The organism is Providencia sp. 21OH12SH02B-Prov (assembly GCF_027362595.1).
In the GTDB taxonomy this organism is placed as follows: domain Bacteria; phylum Pseudomonadota; class Gammaproteobacteria; order Enterobacterales; family Enterobacteriaceae; genus Providencia; species Providencia zhejiangensis.
Genome location: NZ_CP114796.1, coordinates 3,954,921 through 3,973,788, shown reverse-complemented (window position 1 = coordinate 3,973,788; position 18,868 = coordinate 3,954,921). Strand labels below are relative to the sequence as shown.

The following is an 18,868-nucleotide window of genomic DNA, read 5'->3' as shown; positions in this document are numbered from 1 at the left end:
CTGTCGTCATCAACTCTGGCTCGGTATAGATTTTATGCTAGCTTAGCGCCCTTAATGGCTTCTTCAGCTAATTGAGTGATGCGCGGATAGTCACCGGCTTTCAAGGCATCCTCTGGTACTAGCCATGAGCCGCCAATGCATAGTACGCTTTTTAATGCGAGGTAATCGCGATAATTGGCAGGAGATATCCCTCCCGTCGGGCAGAATTTTACTTGCGGGAACGGGCCAGCGATGGCTTGCAGAGCTTTAATTCCGCCATTAGCTTCAGCAGGAAAGAACTTAAACGCCTTCAAACCATGATTCATTCCAAGCATTAATTCAGAAACGGTGGATATACCTGGAATTAAAGGAATACAGCCCTGAGTTGCCGCACAGAGTAACTCTTCCGTTAGCCCTGGGCTAATAGCAAATTGCGCTCCAGCTTCGGTGACTGCTTCAAGTTGTTGAACGTTAATTACAGTGCCTGCACCAATAATGGCTTCCGGAACTTCTTTTGCGATAAGCCGAATCGCGTCAATGGCACATTCTGTTCGTAGCGTCACTTCGAGTACTTTAATCCCCCCTTTGACGAGTGCTTTTGCAAGAGGGATTGCGTGCTCAAGTTGATTAATGACGATAACGGGAACGACAGGACCTGTATTTAGTACATCCTCAGCCGACAATTTCCAATTTTGCATAATCTTTTCCTAATCCACTGAAACAGTTAAAAATTGAGACTACAAGCGCCTTCTTCCGCACCCGAACAATGCTGGCGCAGTGCACCAAATAGTTCTCTGCCACAACCTGAATATTGGGTACTTAAATCAGGTTGATACGCTTGACGTTTCGCAAGTTCATGTTCATCGACTAATAGCGTTAGCTCACCCGTTAGACCATTAACACGTATCATATCTCCATCTTGTACTTTGGCGAGCAAGCCCCCTTTGTTGGCTTCAGGAGTGACATGAATGGCTGATGGAACTTTGCCTGATGCGCCAGATAAACGACCATCTGTAACCAAGGCGACTTGATAGCCTCGGTCCATTAAAACACCTAATGGTGGCATTAATTTATGGAGTTCAGGCATACCATTTGCAGATGGGCCTTGGAAACGAACGATAATGACACAATCGCGATTCAATGCTCCGGATTCAAAAACGGGGAGGATAGCGTGTTGATCATTAAATACGACGGCAGGCGCTTCAATTATTTGATTTTCTTCAGGTATAGCGGACGTTTTCATTACCGCACGTCCTAAGTTACCAGAGAGTACCTTTGTGCCGCCATGCTGAGAAAAGGGGTGATGAATATCTGCGATGACTTGTAAGTCAAAAGAGGTTTTGGCACCATCACGCCACTCTAACTGCCCATTATTTAGCCATGGTTCCAAGGTGTAGTGTGAAAGGCCATAACCAGCAACGGTATTAACATCATGATGAAGTAGGCCTTTTGATAGCAGCTGATGAACAAGCAGGGCAACTCCGCCTGCCGCTTGAAATTGGTTGATATCCGCTTGTCCGTTCGGATAGATACGACAGATTAAGGGAATAATGGCGGATAATTCAGAGAAATCATCCCAATTAATCATAATACCTGCGGCCTTAGCGATAGCAATCAGGTGCATCGTTAAATTGGTTGAGCCTCCTGTTGCGAGTAAGGCTATGATGCCATTCACAATCACTTTTTCATCAACTAGCTGGCCGATAGGCAGGTAGTTGCCTGACTGTTTGGTTAGGCGAGTAATTTGGCGAGCCGCGGCATCTGTTAAAGCATGGCGTAATGGTGTGTCAGGCTGCACAAATGATGAACCGGGTAAATGAAGCCCCATCACCTCCATGACCATTTGATTAGAGTTAGCCGTGCCGTAGAAGGTACAGGTGCCTATACTGTGATAAGAGGCCGCTTCTGCTTCGAGTAAAGCACTGCGATCGACTTTCCCTTCAACATATTGCTGGCGGATCCTCACTTTTTCTTTATTTGGTAGCCCTGTGGTCATAGGCCCTGCTGGAACAAAAATGGCCGGTAGGTGCCCGAAAGATAAGGCGCCTATCATGAGGCCCGGAACAATTTTATCGCAAATACCAAGATATAAAGCGCCATCGAACATGTTGTGTGAAAGCCCTATTGCGGTGGACATTGCAATGACATCACGGCTGAGTAAAGAGAGTTCCATACCATCCTGACCTTGGGTCACACCATCACACATTGCAGGTACACCCGCAGCGACTTGGCCAATAGCACCCGATTCACGTAATGCGGCTTTCAAGCGCTCTGGATAGGTATCGTAAGGGCGATGGGCGGATAGCATGTCATTGTAGGCGTTAATAATCGCGATGTCGGAGCGTGTCAGGCTCTTGAGGATGTTTTTATCTTCAGGTTGGCAGGCAGCAAAACCATGGGCGAGATTACCACAAGCGAGCTCAGCACGATGCACTGTTGTACGCTGAGCTTGTTCAATTTTGTGTAGATACTGTTCCCTTGTGTTTTTTGAACGTTCGATAATACGCTTGGTTATTCGCATTATTTCTGGATGAACGCTACTCGCTATCTTTTTGGAATTGCTCATAATTACAGACCTCACAATAGAGATTTTACTATCAGCCAACACTGTTTTTATCGACTCAGTGTGTTGATGATATTCTCTTCACATCAAATGTTACCGGTAACATTGTTTATTGAAATCGTAAGAGTTGCAATGGATGATATGCAAATTTCGAGCTATCTGTGATCTGAATCAAGATTATTGAGGTCTCAGGAAAAGGTGAAACGGTGTTGTTTTATTGCTGTGCGGCTGAATTTACGCTGATATTTGTTGTCTAGTGATAGATATCGTTCTATTCATAAAAACACCAATAATAGGAATACAATGCTTAAACGATTTATTGCGGTGGCTTTAGTGTTAATGTGCTCGATAACGAAGGCTGAAACGGTCTTAGAATCAGGGTCGTTATCAATATTGAAGGATATCCAACATAATATCAAAGGGCTCGACTCTGAGCAGCGCGTGAAATTAATAACAGCCATGTTCCTAGGCACACCGTATAATGACCGTACGTTGAATTCGCATGATTCAGAGAAGGAAAGCTTGGTTGTCAATTTAAAATCAATGGATTGTATGACATTCATTGAGTATACCGAAGCATTAAAGCAGTCAGATAATTATGATGATTTTATTTCTAATTTAAAAAAGACTCGATACCGCGAAGAAAATATCGCCTATATCACTCGGCGACATTTTTTTACTGATTGGCTGTTGGCCGCTGATGAAGCGATGTCTGATATGACTCAGGAGATTAGCCCTCATACGATACAAGTACATAAGCATTTGAATCAAAAAGGCAATGGCCAATTGCTGATTCAAGGCCTCCCTGTTACATCACGAACGATCAGTTATATTCCAACTCAGTATATTGATGAGGCTGTTCTGAAAAAACTTCAAACAGGTGACTATATTGGTATTTACTCGAATAAACCGGAATTGGATGTGAGTCATGTCGGTATTGCGATTCGTGAAGGCAATAAAATCTATTTTAGAAATGCATCCTCGTTGAAATTAAATTTAAAAGTTGTGGATGTAGAGTTAAACCGCTACTTACAAGATAAAGTGGGGATCATCGTTATAAGGTCTAAAGGCGTCAATTTTGGTTAAGAGGGTATTTTAAAAACATAACATTGGTTTGTGTGTGATCGTTTGATTTTAAGTTAGGGGAAGCATTTATTTCTATTGGCGTTAAGTTTTCTACTCCTGAGGCTTTTATTACTATTGAATTTAAAATCATGATCTATGTCATATTATAAATATGTTATTAGCTATTTTTTGTTTTTAGAAATATTGTTTTAAGTGTCTAACTATTTCTAGACTTATTTAAAGTGTAAACAGTTATGAATAAGTTAAGTATAAATAATTAACTATAAAAATATTTCAAAAGATTATGAAAATAAAAAATGATTAAAAAGCAATGAATTGCTTTTTAAAAAATAGAGATGAGAGTTTAAAAACGTTAAATGATAATTATCATCTATCAATTTATTAAAGTTTGATTGTTGATAACTATTTTTAATAAAAAATGGAGATCCTATAATAGAAAATATAAAAAAATAATTATTTATTTCTTTTTCTAGGAGAGGGGTATGGCTATAAGAGAAAGAGAAGATGTGTATACCTTATTAGGTCATCATTTGCGGCAAGCAAGAATGAAAAGAGGGCTATCGGGTAACGAATTAGCCGATATTATTAATTTAAGTCAGCAACAAGTTTCGCGTTATGAGCGTGGAGTGAATAAGCTAAGTTTAGATAAACTTATTGAAATTGTTGTTTTTTTAGATATCGATATAAAAGATATCATGAGTATCATCACGAACGAAATTGAGCACGAAAAACGGTCGTGTATTCAATATAGAGATCATCATAATAGGTAGTATTCGCGTTCAATGAATGTACCGATGATTTTGTCATGCATTTCAGGTGACTTCGAGTAACCTAACGTCTTACGGTTAAGGCGCTTCAAGCGGTTTCTCAGGTTCAAATTCTCTCTTTCTATTCGTTGCGTATAAAACTTACTTACCACATGTTTCTGCTTGGGCAATATCTCATAAGCACTGAACTTATCCGTGCACCAAAAAGCCACATTAAACCTAGACAGTAAAGCCAGTAACTGGTGAAGAGTCCTTTTGTTTCGACGACCAAACGTATGAGCAATTATCCGTTTTAGGCGGGGCTCCCACGCATACCAAAGCCAGCGTTGTTGCTTCTTATTACCCACAAAAGACCACTGTTCATCGACTTCGCAAAGGAGTTCAATGTGCAGATTATCAAGGGGTAAAGAGGTTACCTGCTTCGGCGAGAGTTTTTTAAAGTGCGAACAACCGCATTAATGCTGATATGAAGGGCTCTAGCGGTATCACGAATACCGGCATTATTCATCGTTAGGTCGATAATTTTATCTTTGGTACCGGGCTGGCAGGCACGATATTCATAGTCGAGTTGGAAGCTTCGGCAGCAGTCTTGACAACGATAACGTTGATGACCTGTACTCCCTAGGCCATGTTTTTTCACTGAGGGAGTTTGTTGACAAAATGGGCACCTTACATCGACTTTAGCCATGAATATTCTCCGATAAATTACCCTATATTACAGATTAATCACCAGATTGAATACATGACCCGAAAAACGGACGATTTATTCAACAATAAGATAGGATATTGTATTCATTATATTACTATTCCTATCTAATATTTATTAATATAATTAATTAGTGTGAAATTGAATAAGCTTCTTAAGCGTGAGGCAAGATCCCTCTTTGTACCTAAGATAGTCAATATGCTCGGTCATCGATGCTTAACAGGCGTTTGATCTTATCGATGAGTAACTGGTGTTAAATAATCAGTTACTCATGTAAATAATATCAACCCATTAATTTAATAGAGTGGTTATTATTCAATAAATATATTTTTAATCTCAGTACTACTTTAGTATGAATGATACGCTTAAATCTTACACTAACAGTGTTATTCTTAAGCGTTAAAAGGACAGATAAGTTAATTGACATTCGGTTTCTACTTAATTAATGACCCTGTATTGCTATTATATTTTAATAAATAATCATTGTTTGAAAATAGTTGTTCCACATCCTCGCGATTTATCTTGTCATTGCTTTGCCGTTTTCTGTTTGTATATTCTCGCACTTCTACTTAATGATTGACTGCTAATTCTTAATCCTTATCTCCGTATTTAGTCGATGTGACTCATTGCATAAAAGTGAAATTGAGCATCAAAATGGCAAATATTGATAGCGAGTCTATGTATTAATACTCTTCAATGAGTTCAAGAAAACATCATATTAAAATTTGGACATCAAAATTCTCAAGGTGGTGTAGCCGCATTTTGAGGCCATTTGCAGCGAACCTCGCGTTCTATTGATGCTTTGTATATTTTTTGTGATCTGATAAAAAGGTAGAATAGGCATCGGTGTGATGGCGCGCCATAAAGGGCTGAACAAATGACTCGTAATTTATTAATTTTATTTGTGTTTATTATTTCAGGCTGTTCGACACTCTCTTCACGGCAGGGGTATTATGTTGATACGAGTTATCCATCACGTAACACCAGTGAGAGAGTTCAATATGTGGTTTTGCATTACACTGTCTCTAATGATGATTATTCCATTTATTTGCTCACTAAAGGGCAAGTGAGTTCCCATTATCTGATCCCTAGTCAGCCTACACAGAAAGATAACCGGCCCGTCGTATTACAATTAGTTCCAGAAGAACTGAAAGCATGGCATGCGGGTGATAGCCACTGGCGGTATCATAGTGGCTTGAATGATATTTCCATTGGTATTGAAATTGTGAATGCGGGTTTTAGTGTTGACAAAAAAGGTAATAAGACATGGGCACCTTTTAATCAGTCTCAAATTTCAGCGTTGATCCCATTAGTTAAAGATATTATGCAGCGATACAATATTCCGGCTCAGAATATTGTTGGTCATAGTGATATTGCGCCATTGCGTAAAGAAGATCCTGGTAGAGCCTTTCCTTGGGAAACATTAGCGAAACAGGGCATTGGTGCTTGGCCTGATGCAGCAACGGTCACAAATTATTTATCGGGTCGAAGTGCCTATGAACCCGGTAATGTGTTATTGCTACAGAAAGCATTGAGATTTTATGGTTATGCTGAGGTACCGTTATCCGGTCAGCTTGATGCGCAGACACAAAAGATTATTCGTGCTTTTCAAATGCACTTCCGTCCACGCAATATTGAGGGGAAAGCCGATGCTGAAACTGAGGCTATTGCGTTAGCATTAATTGAAAAGTACCGTGATATGTCACGTTTTCTCTCTTCTAACCAATTTGAGCGGCCACAGGTTCAGCATGTGGGTGATTAGTTAACGGATTGCGCCATATTCACGGCTGATCTCTTTCGCAGCTTTGATCACCATCGCACCCAGCTCAGTCACGCGATCATCGGTGATACGTGACAGTGGCCCTGAGATTGAAATCGCAGCAAAGGCTTCTTTGTGCTCATCATAAATACACGCGCCGATACATCTTAACCCTAACGCATGCTCTTCATCATCGTAGGAAAACCCTTGTTTTTTCGCCTGTTGCAGGTTTTCTTTTAAGGCCGAGGGGGTGGTTAATGTATAGGGTGTATAGGCGTGGAGGCCTTTTTTACTCAGCAAAGGAATCAGCTGTTCTTCTGGAAGATTGGCAATAAACGCTTTACCCGCACCTGAGGCATGTAGCGGTAGTTTACCCCCAATCGGCGCTGACATGCGCATTAATGCATTACATTGTACTTGATCGACGATGACAGCATCGAATTCACTGTGATCTAAAATGGCAAGATTAACGGTTTCACCCGACTCTTCCATTAAACGACGCAATATAGGGTGAACTAAAGCAAGTAAATTACGGCTCTCAAGGAAGCTACTACCAATAATAAAGGCATTAGAAGCAATAACCCATAATCCAAGATCCCCTGTTTGGCGTACAAAGCCATGCTGTTCGAGCGTCATGAGCAAACGGTGCGTGGTGGAATTGGGTAAACCTGCTTGTAGGGCTAAATCCGTTAAAGCAATTCCCCCCGTTGATTCAGAAATGTATTCCAAAAGTGTTAGTCCACGACTTAATGACTGGACTTGACCTGCCGCAGGTGCGCCACTTGCTGGCCCTTTTGCCTTTTTTATTTTTTTACTGATTGATGCAGTCGCCATTAAGTCTCTCCTGACTGGAATGAATTTTTGTTTCTATTATGAATGATCTCACCCCAAAATACTCATCGGATCAGTGAAAAATTAGATCTGATGCAACCTGAGAAACTCTCATCATGGCATGGGCTTCTCGACCTAAAAACTATGGTAGGATTATCATAGCGCTAATTTAACTTATGACTAAGGTTGTTGTTTTTTAGGAGGCAGGGAAAGTGAGTTATAAAATCAGTAGGTTAGAACAAGAATTACAAAAGAGAATCCTAGTACTGGACGGGGCGATGGGGACAATGATCCAACGCCATAAACTCACTGAAGAACAATTTCGTGGTGAACGATTTGCGGATTGGCCTAGCGATCTAAAAGGAAACAATGATCTACTTGTTTTAACTCAGCCAGAAATCATTCGTGAGATCCACAACCAATATTTTGAAGCAGGCGCTGATATTGTTGAGACTAATACTTTCAACTCAACAACGATCGCAATGGCGGACTATAAAATGGAATCCTTGTCTGCTGAAATTAATGAAGTCGCCGCGCGTATCGCTCGTGAATGTGCTGATGAGTGGACTCGTAAAACCCCCGAACAACCGCGTTATGTTGCGGGAGTACTGGGGCCGACCAATCGAACAGCGTCTATTTCTCCGGATGTTAACGATCCCGCATTTCGAAACATTAGTTTTGATCAACTGGTTGAAGCATACCGCGAATCAACGCGATCACTGATCAAAGGGGGTGTTGATTTGATCATGATCGAAACCATTTTTGATACGTTAAATGCTAAAGCGGCTATTTTCGCGATTGAAACCGAATTTGAAGCTTTAGGGATCACGTTGCCGGTCATGATTTCAGGCACGATCACGGATGCCTCTGGACGGACGTTATCGGGACAAACGACCGAAGCTTTCTATAACTCATTACGTCATGCTAAACCTATTTCATTTGGTTTGAACTGTGCCTTGGGGCCGGATGAATTACGCCAATATGTTTCTGAATTATCGCGTATTGCTGAGTGCTATGTGAGTGCACACCCTAACGCGGGGTTGCCAAATGCGTTTGGTGAATATGACCTTGATGCACAAAACATGGCGGCTCAAATTCATGAATGGGCGCAGGCGGGTTTTCTCAATATTGTTGGTGGTTGTTGTGGAACAACACCTTTACATATCAAAAAGATGGCTGAAGCAGTTAAAGGAATTCCCCCTAGAGTATTGCCAGAACTTGCTGTTGAATGTCGTTTATCAGGCTTAGAACCCCTGAATATTGGTAAAGGATCATTATTTGTTAATGTGGGTGAACGGACCAATGTGACGGGTTCAGCAAAATTTAAACGCCTCATTAAAGAGGGTAATTACCAAGAAGCTTTAGATATCGCTCGTCAACAAGTGGAAAATGGTGCTCAAATCATTGATATCAACATGGATGAAGGTATGTTGGATTCAGAAGCGGCCATGGTCCGTTTTTTGAATCTGATTGCTGGTGAGCCAGATATTGCACGTGTGCCAATCATGATCGACTCGTCTAAGTGGGATGTGATTGAAAAGGGCCTTAAATGTATTCAAGGCAAAGGCATTGTTAACTCAATTTCGATGAAGGAAGGGGAAGCCGCCTTTATTGAACATGCCAAATTAGTGCGTAAATACGGTGCTGCCGTTATTGTGATGGCCTTTGATGAGGTGGGCCAAGCAGATACCCGCGAACGAAAAATTGAAATTTGCCGCCGTGCGTATCAAGTGTTGACCGAACAGATTGGTTTTCCGCCTGAAGATATTATTTTTGACCCCAATATTTTTGCAGTAGCAACCGGTATCGAAGAGCATAATAACTATGCGGTCGATTTTATTGAGGTTTGTCAGGATATCAAACAGCAATTACCGCATGCCATGATCTCTGGTGGAGTGTCTAACGTTTCGTTTTCCTTTAGAGGAAATGATCCTGTGCGAGAGGCTATTCATGCCGTATTCCTCTATTACGCGATCCGTAATGGTATGGATATGGGAATTGTCAATGCGGGACAATTGGCTATCTATGATGATCTTCCCGCAGAGTTAAAAGAGGCGGTGGAAGATGTCATTTTAAACCGCCGTGATGACAGTACGGAACGTCTACTCGAACTCGCTGAAAAATACCGCAAAACCAACAGTGATGAACAACAGATTCAACAGGCGGAATGGCGCTCATGGGATGTTGAAAAGCGCTTAGAATATGCCTTAGTTAAAGGCATTACTGAATTTATTACACAAGATACCGAAGAAGCACGTCAGCGTGCGGCAAGCCCGATTGAAGTGATTGAAGGGCCACTCATGAATGGCATGAATGTGGTGGGAGACTTATTTGGTGAAGGGAAAATGTTTCTTCCGCAAGTGGTAAAATCTGCTCGGGTGATGAAACAAGCCGTTGCTTATTTAGAGCCTTATATTCAAGAGCTTAAGCAAGCGGGAAGTAGCGCGGGTAAAATTTTACTCGCAACGGTAAAAGGTGATGTTCATGACATTGGAAAAAACATTGTTGGTGTCGTCTTACAGTGTAATAACTATGAAATTATAGACTTAGGCGTCATGGTGCCTTGTGAAACAATTTTAAGAACGGCTCGAGAGCAGAATGTCGATATTATCGGGCTTTCAGGATTAATCACTCCCTCATTAGATGAAATGGTGCATGTTGCTAAAGAGATGGAGCGCCAAGGCTTTACTCTACCGTTGATGATTGGTGGAGCCACGACCTCGAAAGCCCATACCGCTGTCAAAATAGAGCCAAACTACAGCCATTCCGTCACGTATGTGCAAAATGCATCACGCACTGTTGGGGTGGTTTCTGCTTTACTATCAGACACTCAAAAAGACGAATTTGTGGCACGAACCCGTCGTGAATATGAAGTGGTGCGTGAACAGCATGGCCGTAAAAAAACTAAAACACCGCCGGTTTCTCTTGATGTCGCCCGTGCTAATCCTGTGAAAATTAACTGGCAAGATTATCAACCGCCAGTACCGCGTTTTTTAGGCGTAAAAGAAGTTAAGGCATCCATTGAGACATTACGTCACTATATTGACTGGACACCTTTCTTTATGACGTGGTCTCTTGCTGGTAAGTACCCACGTATTTTAGAAGATGAGGTGGTAGGGGAAGAAGCGCGCAAACTGCTAAGTGACGCTAATAATATGTTAGATAAATTAGCTAAAGAGAAATCATTGACCCCTAAAGGCATTTTAGGGTTATTCCCTGCCAATCGTGTGGGGGATGATATTGAAATATATCACTCTACTGCCCGTGATAGCGTGCAGTCAGTTGCACTCAATTTACGTCAGCAGACAGAGAAAAAAGAGTTTCCGAACTATTGTTTATCTGATTTCGTGGCACCGAAAAGCAGTGGTAAAGCCGATTATATCGGTGCTTTTGCCGTTACTGGTGGTTTAGAAGAGGATGTGCTGGCGGAACAGTATGAGCAGCAACATGATGACTATAATAAGATCATGTTAAAAGCCTTGGCGGATAGGCTAGCCGAAGCATTTGCTGAGTATTTACATCAGCAGGTGAGAAAAGAGTATTGGGGTTATGCGCCAGAAGAAAATTTAGCGAATGAAGAGCTTATTCGTGAGAAATATCAAGGTATTCGTCCAGCGCCAGGCTATCCTGCTTGTCCTGAACACACGGAAAAAGAAAAAATTTGGCGGCTGTTAGATGTCGAAAATCAAATAGGGATGAAATTGACAAGCTCTTACGCGATGTGGCCTGGAGCCTCAGTGTCAGGTTGGTACTTTAGCCACCCAGATAGCAAGTACTTTGCAGTCGCTCAACTGCAACGTGACCAAATAGAGGATTACGCGAAACGTAAGGGGATGTCGGTGAGTGAGCTGGAACGATGGCTTGCCCCTAACTTAGGTTATGACCCAGAGGATTGATTTTTAGTGAGTTCGACACCATCTTATCAGTAAGACACTTAAAGAGGCTGAATGATGAGCTACGAATTTATGATTGAAGATAGGCTGCCGGATACGGCGGTCTATCCTTATAAAATCCAAAACAGTGCGGCACCTGAGACGTTTTTCATGAGCGAAGATTTCGTGAGCGCGATGATGAGCATTCTGCAAATCATGGATAAGCTGGATACTGACGAGATGCTCAGTGATCACTGTTTTAATCAAGTTTGGCTAAAGAGTGAATTGACACCGGCTCGAGCAGAGGAAATCTATCTTTATTTAGAAGATGCGAAAGTGGTTGAGCCTATTCCTTCACAAGAAGAAATTGAAGCATTTCATCAAGCGCAGCGCGAGGAAGATGCATTATTGTCCAAGGAAAGCCCAAAAGAAGGGATGATCCCAGTTCATAAGTTTGCGACGAATGATGGTTGGTTGGTGACGGTCAAAGAGTGCGGCTGGATTGCTGAAGTTTTCTCGGCTGAGTTAGTCGGGGAAAACCAATTTGTGGTGTCACAAATTGCCAACTTATGCAAAGTAAACCATGAAACATTGGAGTCAATGCTTGTTGAATGGGGTAAGTTTAATTTATTTGCCAGTAAACATGGCGGATATCGAGTGAATTAATGGAACAAAGGTGGTGAATGTTATCTCACCACCTTTATTCGCGAATAGACGCTATTCTTTATCGATTTTAGATTCGGCACACTTATTCTTTTCCATTAGGAGTGTTATGTTATATGCATAACGCTGGTGAATGGATAGAGCTAATGAATTTACGATCTTTAATAGTATTGCTTTGCTTGAGCAATGTGACTTTTGTGCAAGCTGAGACAACAGAACCGTTGTCAGTCAAAGAAAAACAATCATTACCAGCATCTCAAGTTTCACCTTCAAATAACCTGCCTGAAGATTTTACTCATCGATTGAAAGAAGCTGAGTCCGGCGATATTGACGCTATTTTGGATATTGGCCTCGTTTATATGGACGGTACGGACTATTTACCTGCGGACAGTCAGCAGGCGGCTATTTGGTTTAAAAAAGCCGCCAAACTGGGTAATACCGATGGCGATTATTATTTGGGGCTATTAGCACAAAATCAGGAAAAATATGCAGAGGCTGCTCGTTGGTATCGTAAAGGGGCTGAAAAAGGCGATGCCTATTGCCAGTATGGCCTAGGATTTTTATATGAGCGTGGCTATGGCGTAAAACAAGATTACCAGCAAGCGAAAGCATGGTATTCAGAAGCCGCGGAGCAGGGGCAAGCCTATGGGCAATTTGCGCTAGGCATGTTCTACCATGATGGATTAGGCGGAGATGTCGATTATCAAAAAGCCCGAGAATGGTATGAGGAGAGTGCGCAGCAAGGCGTAGCTTCCGCAGTGAATAATCTGGCTGTGTTATATGAAAACGGTGAAGGCGTTGAAAAGGATGAAGAACGGGCCATCAACTTGTATCGCCAAGCGGCAAATATGGGCTCAGCAACAGCACAAACCAATATGGGCGACTTTTACTACGAAGGTCATCGCTTAATTGAGAAAAACCATTATCAAGCTATCTATTGGTACAAACGTGCCGCATTACAGGGAAATGCTGACGCGCAATTTGCCATGGGGCGAGGTTATGAATCAGGGGATGGAATAGGTAAAGATCTGCCGAGTGCGTTCGATTGGTATCAGCAAGGTGCTGAAAATGGTTCTGTTGCGGCTGCAATGAAAGTGGCTGAATTTTATGAGCAAGGCTTAGGTGGTATAACAGCCGATCATGGAAAGGCCATTGAATGGTATATGAGTATGGCCGATGATGATATTCCCGAGGCTCAAGTTAAATTAGCGGAATGGTATCTGGAAGGACAGTTACCTAAAGTTGACAGTCAAAAGATCGTGAGTTGGTTATTGGCCTCCGAACAGAATAATATTCAATCAAAAAACCAGTTAGCGCTTTTTTATTTGACGGGCACAGGCGTACAACAAAACGTCCAAAAGGCACGAGAGCTTTTGCAGCAATCCGCATTTAAAGATATCAGTGAGGCTCAAAATAACCTTGCAGTAATGTATGCGCGAGGGCTAGGCGGCGAGAAAAATATTTTCCGTGCGATGAGGTGGTTTGAACGCGCGGCACAATCAGGTAATGCCGTTGCGATCAAAAACTTACAGCTATTACAGGAAAATAAAGAAGCGAAAGCATCAATGCTAAAATACAGTGATAACGTTCAATTAATAATGAATAAGCGGTGATGGATATAACAAAAGGGTCATTGGGTGATGACCCTCTTGTTAAAAATAAAATAATGGCTTATTCGAACAGATTTGAGTGTAAAGTCCGCACGATTTCTTCCGCATCGTTACCCGGTACAAGTAAGCAAATATTGTGGCTGCTAGCCCCGTAGCTGATCATGCGAATATTAAATGATTCTAAAGCCCCAAAAATTTGTTTACCCAGTCCATTCACTTGAGATAACTCATTACCAATAATCGCAACTAACGCGAGATTTTCTTCCACTTCAACGCGACACAAGGTCGAAAGTTCGGTCATCAGTGCGTTCGTGAGTAAGCTCCCATTAGTGCCTGTTGAGCCTGTCGTATCGAGTGTTAACGCGACGCTCACTTCTGACGTGGTGATCAAATCAACAGAAATATTGTGACGCAATAAAATCGTGAATATCTCAGCTAAGAAGCCGCGTGCGTGGAGCATTTTCAAACTATGCAATGTCAGTAATGTTTGTTTGCGGCGTAAAGCTAATGCTCTAAATTGTGGAGCATTCGCTGTTTTATCGCAGACTAATGTCCCCCCTGCATCTGGGTCTTTGCTCGAGCCAACGAACACAGGGATGCCTGCACGTACTGCTGGCAATAAGGTCGCGGGGTGTAGAATTTTTGCACCAAAAGTGGCCATTTCAGCCGCTTCATCAAAAGCGATTTCATCAATACGTTGAGCAGCCGGTACGACACGGGGATCGGTCGTGTAGATACCCGGTACATCGGTCCAAATATCAACGCGAGATAGGTCGAGAACCTCAGCGAGTAAAGCCGCAGTATAATCACTTCCACCACGGCCAAGGGTAGTGGTACGGCCTTTGCTGTCTTGACCAATAAAACCTTGGGTGATGAATACTGTATTTTGTAAACGCGGCAGCAATTGTTGACGCGCAGCCTCTTTTAACTGCTGTAAATCAGGTTCTGCACGGCCAAAGTTTGCATTGGTTTTCATGACCTTGCGAACATCGAACCATTGTGAATCGGTACCACGCTGACGGATCACTTCAACAAACAGTAGCGTTGACATTAATTCACCATGACTGACCATTTCATCCGTTAAGGCGTCTGATGTTGCAAGTGAAGCGGAATCCGCTAAATGGGCGATATTATCCAGTAAACGATTAATTTCTTCGCGAATAACGTCAGCATGCTGTAACTTATCAATAATTGCGTATTGAATGTCTTTGACCTTTTGCAGTAGCTCATTACGTTTATCAGTGTCGCAACCTTCGGCAAGTTCAATCAATAAATTCGTGATCCCTGCTGAGGCAGAAAGAACCACAACACGGACATGATTATTTGAAAGAACAATATCAGCACTTTTGTTCATCGCTTCAAAATTGGCGACACTCGTTCCACCAAATTTAGCGATAACGAACGGGGTACTTTCTGATAAAGACGCTACTGCATTCATGGTATCAATCCCTTTTGGCAATCTATTTTTTATATAGAAATATCGGGTTAGCTCGATGGCGTCAATGAAGAATCGATACAAATCAGTAATTCTAATGATGGCTAATTGATTATCGCTTTTCTCGATGGCTGTAATAAGCTCTGGAAAAATTGTAAAAAATTGACCAATATCATTAGGATGATTAGATCACAGGAAACTGATAGGTCGAGATGTCTCGGCGAGTTACAATTGACTTTTATTTCAAATCTTTTGGAGAGTGTTATCCATGAAGAGTATTAATCCAAGCCAGACGGCAGCATGGCGGGCGCTAGAGCAACATTTTTCGCAAATGAAAGAGACTCATATGCGTGACCTGTTCAAACAAGATAATGATCGCTTTCATAAATTTTCCGCGACATTCGGCGACCAAATTTTGGTGGACTACTCCAAAAACCGAATTACTGAAGAGACCCTGGACAAATTATTAGCGCTGGCGGAAGAGACAGCGCTGAAAAGTGCGATTGAAAGTATGTTCAGCGGCGAAAAAATTAACCGTACGGAAGACCGTGCCGTTTTACATATTGCGTTACGCAACCGCGACAACACGCCTATCTATGTTGATGGCAAAGATGTGATGCCGGATGTCAATGCAGTATTAGAAAAGATGCATCAATTCAGTGAGCGTATCATTAAGGGTGACTGGAAAGGGTATACAGGGAAAGCAATTACGGATGTCGTGAATATTGGTATTGGTGGTTCTGATCTTGGCCCATTTATGGTGACAGAGGCACTACGACCTTATAAAAACCATCTCAATATGCACTTCGTTTCCAATGTTGATGGGACTCAGATAGCTGAAACGTTGAAAACATTGAATCCAGAGACAACACTCTTTCTTATCGCGTCGAAAACATTTACGACTCAAGAAACCATGACCAATGCGCATTCCGCGCGTGACTGGCTACTTGCACAAGCAAAAGATGAACAGCATGTGGCTAAGCACTTTGTTGCGCTATCAACGAATGGTGAGCAAGTTGCTAAGTTTGGTATTGATACAGCCAATATGTTTGAGTTCTGGGATTGGGTTGGTGGTCGTTATTCTCTATGGTCTGCAATTGGGTTATCCATCATTTTATCCGTAGGTTATGATAATTTTGTGCAACTCCTTGAAGGTGCGCATGCGATGGATAAACATTTCACTCAAACCGCCTTTGAAAATAACATTCCTGTGCTACTTGGGCTTATTGGCATTTGGTATAACAACTTTTTTGAGTCGGAAACTGAAGCGATTCTGCCATATGATCAATATATGCATCGTTTTGCCGCTTACTTCCAGCAAGGCAATATGGAATCGAATGGTAAGTATATTGACCGCAATGGCAATAAAGTCTCTTATCAGACTGGCCCGATTATTTGGGGTGAACCGGGGACTAATGGGCAACATGCATTTTATCAATTAATTCACCAAGGAACGAAAATGATCCCTTGTGACTTTATCGCCCCGGCGGTAACGCACAATCCATTAGGTGATCATCACGATAAACTGCTGTCTAACTTCTTCGCTCAAACCGAGGCCCTAGCATTTGGTAAGACTCGTGAAGTGGTTGATGCGGAATTCGCAGCACAAGGTAAAAACCCAGCGGATATGGAATATGTTGCGCCTTATAAAGTGTTTGAAGGCAACCGTCCAACTAACTCGATTTTACTCAAAGAGATAACGCCTTATTCATTGGGTGCATTGATTGCAATGTATGAACATAAGATCTTTACTCAAGGGGCGATCCTCAATATCTTCACGTTCGACCAATGGGGTGTCGAACTGGGTAAACAACTGGCAAGCCGTATTTTGCCAGAGCTAGAAAGTACCGATGATGTCAGTAGCCACGATAGTTCAACAAATGGATTAATTAATCGTTATAAAGCATGGCGTTAATTAACCTATCAGTGATAGCCTGCTAAGTTAGCAGGCTATTGCGGTTTAGTCATTTCAATATTAATAATTCTTTTATTGTTGATAACTCATTAGTTATTAATAATTATTTCAAAAAATTTTCACAATTCATGTTTAATTTGTGAGTTTTTAACTAATTTGTTAGCTAACTTTAACCTTACAGCAAAACAACGTGATATCCTTCATAGTATGAACCAATATGATGCACAACCACATATTTTAGTGGTGGAATTATGAGTAATGGATGAAACGCTTTTTACCTCTCACTCGATAACTTGGCTGTCAGAAACGGATAACCTTGTTCCTGAAAATATTTTAGACTGGTTATATGAACTCGGGTCAATGACAAAGCGCTTAGAGCAGCACTGCCAACGTGTCACCGTCGTGCCTTATACACAACGTTATGTGACCAAAGAAGCTTTAAGTGAAGAAGAAGTCCAGTGTTTGCCTCCCAGTGAATATTATTGGTTACGAGAGGTCATTATGTATGGGGATAATATCCCGTGGTTGCTTGGGCGAACCCTGATTCCTCAAGAAACATTGACCGGAGAAGATCGTCAATTGATTGACATTGGTGCCGTTCCATTAGGGCGTTATCTTTTCAGTCATGATAATCTTACTCGTGATTATATCCATATAGGGCAGCAAAATTTACGATGGATCCGGCGCTCCCTATTAAGATTATCAGAAAAACCGTTATTATTAACCGAACTATTTTTACCTGAATCACCTGCATATAAAAGATAAAAAATAAAGGAGCACGACAAATGGAGGGAAGTATGGCGCTAAGTAAATGGCATGCCTACAGCCGTTTGATGCGTATTGATAGGCCCATTGGTTCATTACTGTTGTTATGGCCAACCTATTGGGCACTATGGATTGCAGCTCAAAGTATACCCAGTTTACATATTCTGATTGTGTTCACCGCTGGCGTGTTTTTGATGCGGGCAGCAGGGTGTGTGATTAATGACTTTGCTGATCGCCATTTTGACGGACATGTTGAACGCACGAAACATCGCCCATTACCTAGTGGTGATGTGACCGAAAAAGAAGCCAAAATGTTGTTTGCTGGCCTTGTCGGGTTATCGTTCTTGCTCGTTCTGACATTGAATGCTATGACTATTTGGCTTTCTATTGCTGGATTAGCGTTGGCATGGGTTTACCCTTTTGTAAAACGTGTTAGCCATTTACCTCAAGTCGTTTTAGGGGCCGCATTTGGTTGGTCTATTCCGATGGGATTCTCTGCGGTGAGTGAATCATTACCACTGGTTTGCTGGCTGCTGTTTCTTGTCAATATTTTATGGTCGGTGATTTATGACACCCAGTATGCGATGGTGGATCGCAATGACGACTTAAAAATTGGTGTGAAATCGACGGCTATTTTATTTGGTCAGTATGACAAATTGATCATCGGTATCTTACAAGTGGTGATGATTGGCTTGCTGGTGGCGATTGGGCTACTCGCCAATTTAGGTGTCACTTATTATATTTCGTTATTACTGGCTGCGTTATTGTTTGTTTATCAGCAAAAACTGATGGTCAATAGAGAGCGCGCTCCCTGTTTTAAAGCCTTTATGAATAATAATTATGTGGGTTTTATCTTATTTGTCGGGATTTTAGTCAGTTACTGGTAAACCAGTTTTTGATTAGTCAAAGGGGTAATG

General features: G+C 41.8%; 14 protein-coding genes. 9 read left to right on the top strand and 5 right to left on the bottom strand.

All coding sequences use genetic code 11. The features are described from left to right. Positions 1–32: 32 nt before the first annotated feature. Both O7C57_RS18290 and edd read right to left on the bottom strand, forming a co-directional pair. Positions 33–677, bottom strand: a complete 645-nt coding sequence (locus O7C57_RS18290; RefSeq protein ID WP_154623064.1) for a bifunctional 4-hydroxy-2-oxoglutarate aldolase/2-dehydro-3-deoxy-phosphogluconate aldolase — start codon at positions 675–677, stop codon at positions 33–35. Positions 678–703: 26 nt separating this feature from the next. After that, positions 704–2,545 carry a phosphogluconate dehydratase gene (edd, locus tag O7C57_RS18285; RefSeq protein ID WP_154623063.1) on the bottom strand — a complete coding sequence of 614 codons (1,842 nt, stop codon included), beginning with the start codon at positions 2,543–2,545 and terminating at the stop codon, positions 704–706. Between the two features lie 300 nt (positions 2,546–2,845). Between edd and O7C57_RS18280 the strand changes: the two genes are divergently transcribed. Then, positions 2,846–3,628, top strand: coding sequence for an N-acetylmuramoyl-L-alanine amidase-like domain-containing protein (locus O7C57_RS18280; protein ID WP_269723422.1), 783 nt, complete (start codon positions 2,846–2,848; stop codon positions 3,626–3,628). A 482-nt stretch (positions 3,629–4,110) separates the two neighbouring features. Continuing rightward, positions 4,111–4,398: a helix-turn-helix domain-containing protein gene (locus O7C57_RS18275; RefSeq protein ID WP_269723421.1), complete on the top strand. Its 288-nt coding sequence runs from the start codon at positions 4,111–4,113 to the stop codon at positions 4,396–4,398. On the opposite strand, the gene O7C57_RS18270 is transcribed toward O7C57_RS18275, so the two are convergent. Continuing rightward, positions 4,386–5,083 (bottom strand): IS1 family transposase gene (locus tag O7C57_RS18270; RefSeq protein ID WP_269723143.1). Its coding sequence is split into 2 segments (ribosomal slippage): positions 4,386–4,834 and positions 4,834–5,083, totalling 699 coding nucleotides; the frame shifts between segments, so codons are not numbered across the junction. The genes O7C57_RS18275 and O7C57_RS18270 overlap by 13 nt on opposite strands. 895 nt (positions 5,084–5,978) lie before the next feature. Between O7C57_RS18270 and O7C57_RS18265 the strand changes: the two genes are divergently transcribed. Continuing rightward, complete coding sequence (locus tag O7C57_RS18265; protein ID WP_154623880.1) at positions 5,979–6,863, top strand: N-acetylmuramoyl-L-alanine amidase; 885 nt, start codon at positions 5,979–5,981, stop codon at positions 6,861–6,863. Here the strand turns inward: O7C57_RS18265 and iclR are convergent, their stop codons facing one another. After that, positions 6,864–7,694: a glyoxylate bypass operon transcriptional repressor IclR gene (gene iclR / locus O7C57_RS18260; RefSeq protein ID WP_004925895.1), complete on the bottom strand. Its 831-nt coding sequence runs from the start codon at positions 7,692–7,694 to the stop codon at positions 6,864–6,866. It abuts the gene before it with no gap. 275 nt (positions 7,695–7,969) lie between these two features. Here iclR and metH point away from each other — a divergent pair, with 275 nt between their 5' ends. The 3 genes from metH (at position 7,970) to O7C57_RS18245 (ending at position 13,839) form a co-directional block, all read left to right on the top strand. Beyond that, entirely contained in the window at positions 7,970–11,587 is a 3,618-nt protein-coding gene (gene metH, locus O7C57_RS18255) for a methionine synthase (RefSeq protein WP_231131852.1), read from the top strand. 54 nt (positions 11,588–11,641) lie between these two features. After that, positions 11,642–12,229 carry a hypothetical protein gene (locus O7C57_RS18250; RefSeq protein WP_154623882.1) on the top strand — a complete coding sequence of 196 codons (588 nt, stop codon included), beginning with the start codon at positions 11,642–11,644 and terminating at the stop codon, positions 12,227–12,229. Positions 12,230–12,342: 113 nt separating this feature from the next. Further along, positions 12,343–13,839: a tetratricopeptide repeat protein gene (locus tag O7C57_RS18245; RefSeq protein WP_269723420.1), complete on the top strand. Its 1,497-nt coding sequence runs from the start codon at positions 12,343–12,345 to the stop codon at positions 13,837–13,839. A gap of 58 nt (positions 13,840–13,897) precedes the next feature. Here O7C57_RS18245 and lysC read toward each other — a convergent pair whose 3' ends face one another. Next, the gene (gene lysC, locus O7C57_RS18240) at positions 13,898–15,274 is read right to left on the bottom strand and encodes a lysine-sensitive aspartokinase 3 (protein ID WP_154623879.1); all 1,377 of its coding nucleotides are present in this window, start codon (positions 15,272–15,274) and stop codon (positions 13,898–13,900) included. A 265-nt stretch (positions 15,275–15,539) separates the two neighbouring features. On the opposite strand from lysC, the gene pgi reads away from it, so the two are divergent. The 3 genes from pgi to ubiA all read left to right on the top strand — a co-directional run bounded on the left by pgi (position 15,540) and on the right by ubiA (position 18,838). Beyond that, positions 15,540–17,186: a glucose-6-phosphate isomerase gene (pgi, locus tag O7C57_RS18235; protein ID WP_154623878.1), complete on the top strand. Its 1,647-nt coding sequence runs from the start codon at positions 15,540–15,542 to the stop codon at positions 17,184–17,186. Between the two features lie 258 nt (positions 17,187–17,444). Further along, on the top strand, positions 17,445–17,951 hold the full coding sequence (gene ubiC, locus O7C57_RS18230) for a chorismate lyase (protein ID WP_249999725.1): 507 nt from the start codon (positions 17,445–17,447) through the stop codon (positions 17,949–17,951). A gap of 32 nt (positions 17,952–17,983) precedes the next feature. Next, the gene (gene ubiA, locus O7C57_RS18225) at positions 17,984–18,838 is read left to right on the top strand and encodes a 4-hydroxybenzoate octaprenyltransferase (RefSeq protein WP_167520930.1); all 855 of its coding nucleotides are present in this window, start codon (positions 17,984–17,986) and stop codon (positions 18,836–18,838) included. Positions 18,839–18,868: the final 30 nt, after the last annotated feature.

What these genes read in the sequence shown, in the direction of transcription:
- O7C57_RS18290 (WP_154623064.1), bottom strand. Translation starts at nt 677, where the DNA reads ATGCAAAATTGGAAATTGTCGGCTGAGGATGTACTAAATACAGGTCCT.
- edd (WP_154623063.1), bottom strand. Translation starts at nt 2,545, where the DNA reads ATGAGCAATTCCAAAAAGATAGCGAGTAGCGTTCATCCAGAAATAATG.
- O7C57_RS18280 (WP_269723422.1), top strand. Translation starts at nt 2,846, where the DNA reads ATGCTTAAACGATTTATTGCGGTGGCTTTAGTGTTAATGTGCTCGATA.
- O7C57_RS18275 (WP_269723421.1), top strand. Translation starts at nt 4,111, where the DNA reads ATGGCTATAAGAGAAAGAGAAGATGTGTATACCTTATTAGGTCATCAT.
- O7C57_RS18265 (WP_154623880.1), top strand. Translation starts at nt 5,979, where the DNA reads ATGACTCGTAATTTATTAATTTTATTTGTGTTTATTATTTCAGGCTGT.
- iclR (WP_004925895.1), bottom strand. Translation starts at nt 7,694, where the DNA reads ATGGCGACTGCATCAATCAGTAAAAAAATAAAAAAGGCAAAAGGGCCA.
- metH (WP_231131852.1), top strand. Translation starts at nt 7,970, where the DNA reads ATGGGGACAATGATCCAACGCCATAAACTCACTGAAGAACAATTTCGT.
- O7C57_RS18250 (WP_154623882.1), top strand. Translation starts at nt 11,642, where the DNA reads ATGAGCTACGAATTTATGATTGAAGATAGGCTGCCGGATACGGCGGTC.
- O7C57_RS18245 (WP_269723420.1), top strand. Translation starts at nt 12,343, where the DNA reads ATGCATAACGCTGGTGAATGGATAGAGCTAATGAATTTACGATCTTTA.
- lysC (WP_154623879.1), bottom strand. Translation starts at nt 15,274, where the DNA reads ATGAATGCAGTAGCGTCTTTATCAGAAAGTACCCCGTTCGTTATCGCT.
- pgi (WP_154623878.1), top strand. Translation starts at nt 15,540, where the DNA reads ATGAAGAGTATTAATCCAAGCCAGACGGCAGCATGGCGGGCGCTAGAG.
- ubiC (WP_249999725.1), top strand. Translation starts at nt 17,445, where the DNA reads ATGGATGAAACGCTTTTTACCTCTCACTCGATAACTTGGCTGTCAGAA.
- ubiA (WP_167520930.1), top strand. Translation starts at nt 17,984, where the DNA reads ATGGCGCTAAGTAAATGGCATGCCTACAGCCGTTTGATGCGTATTGAT.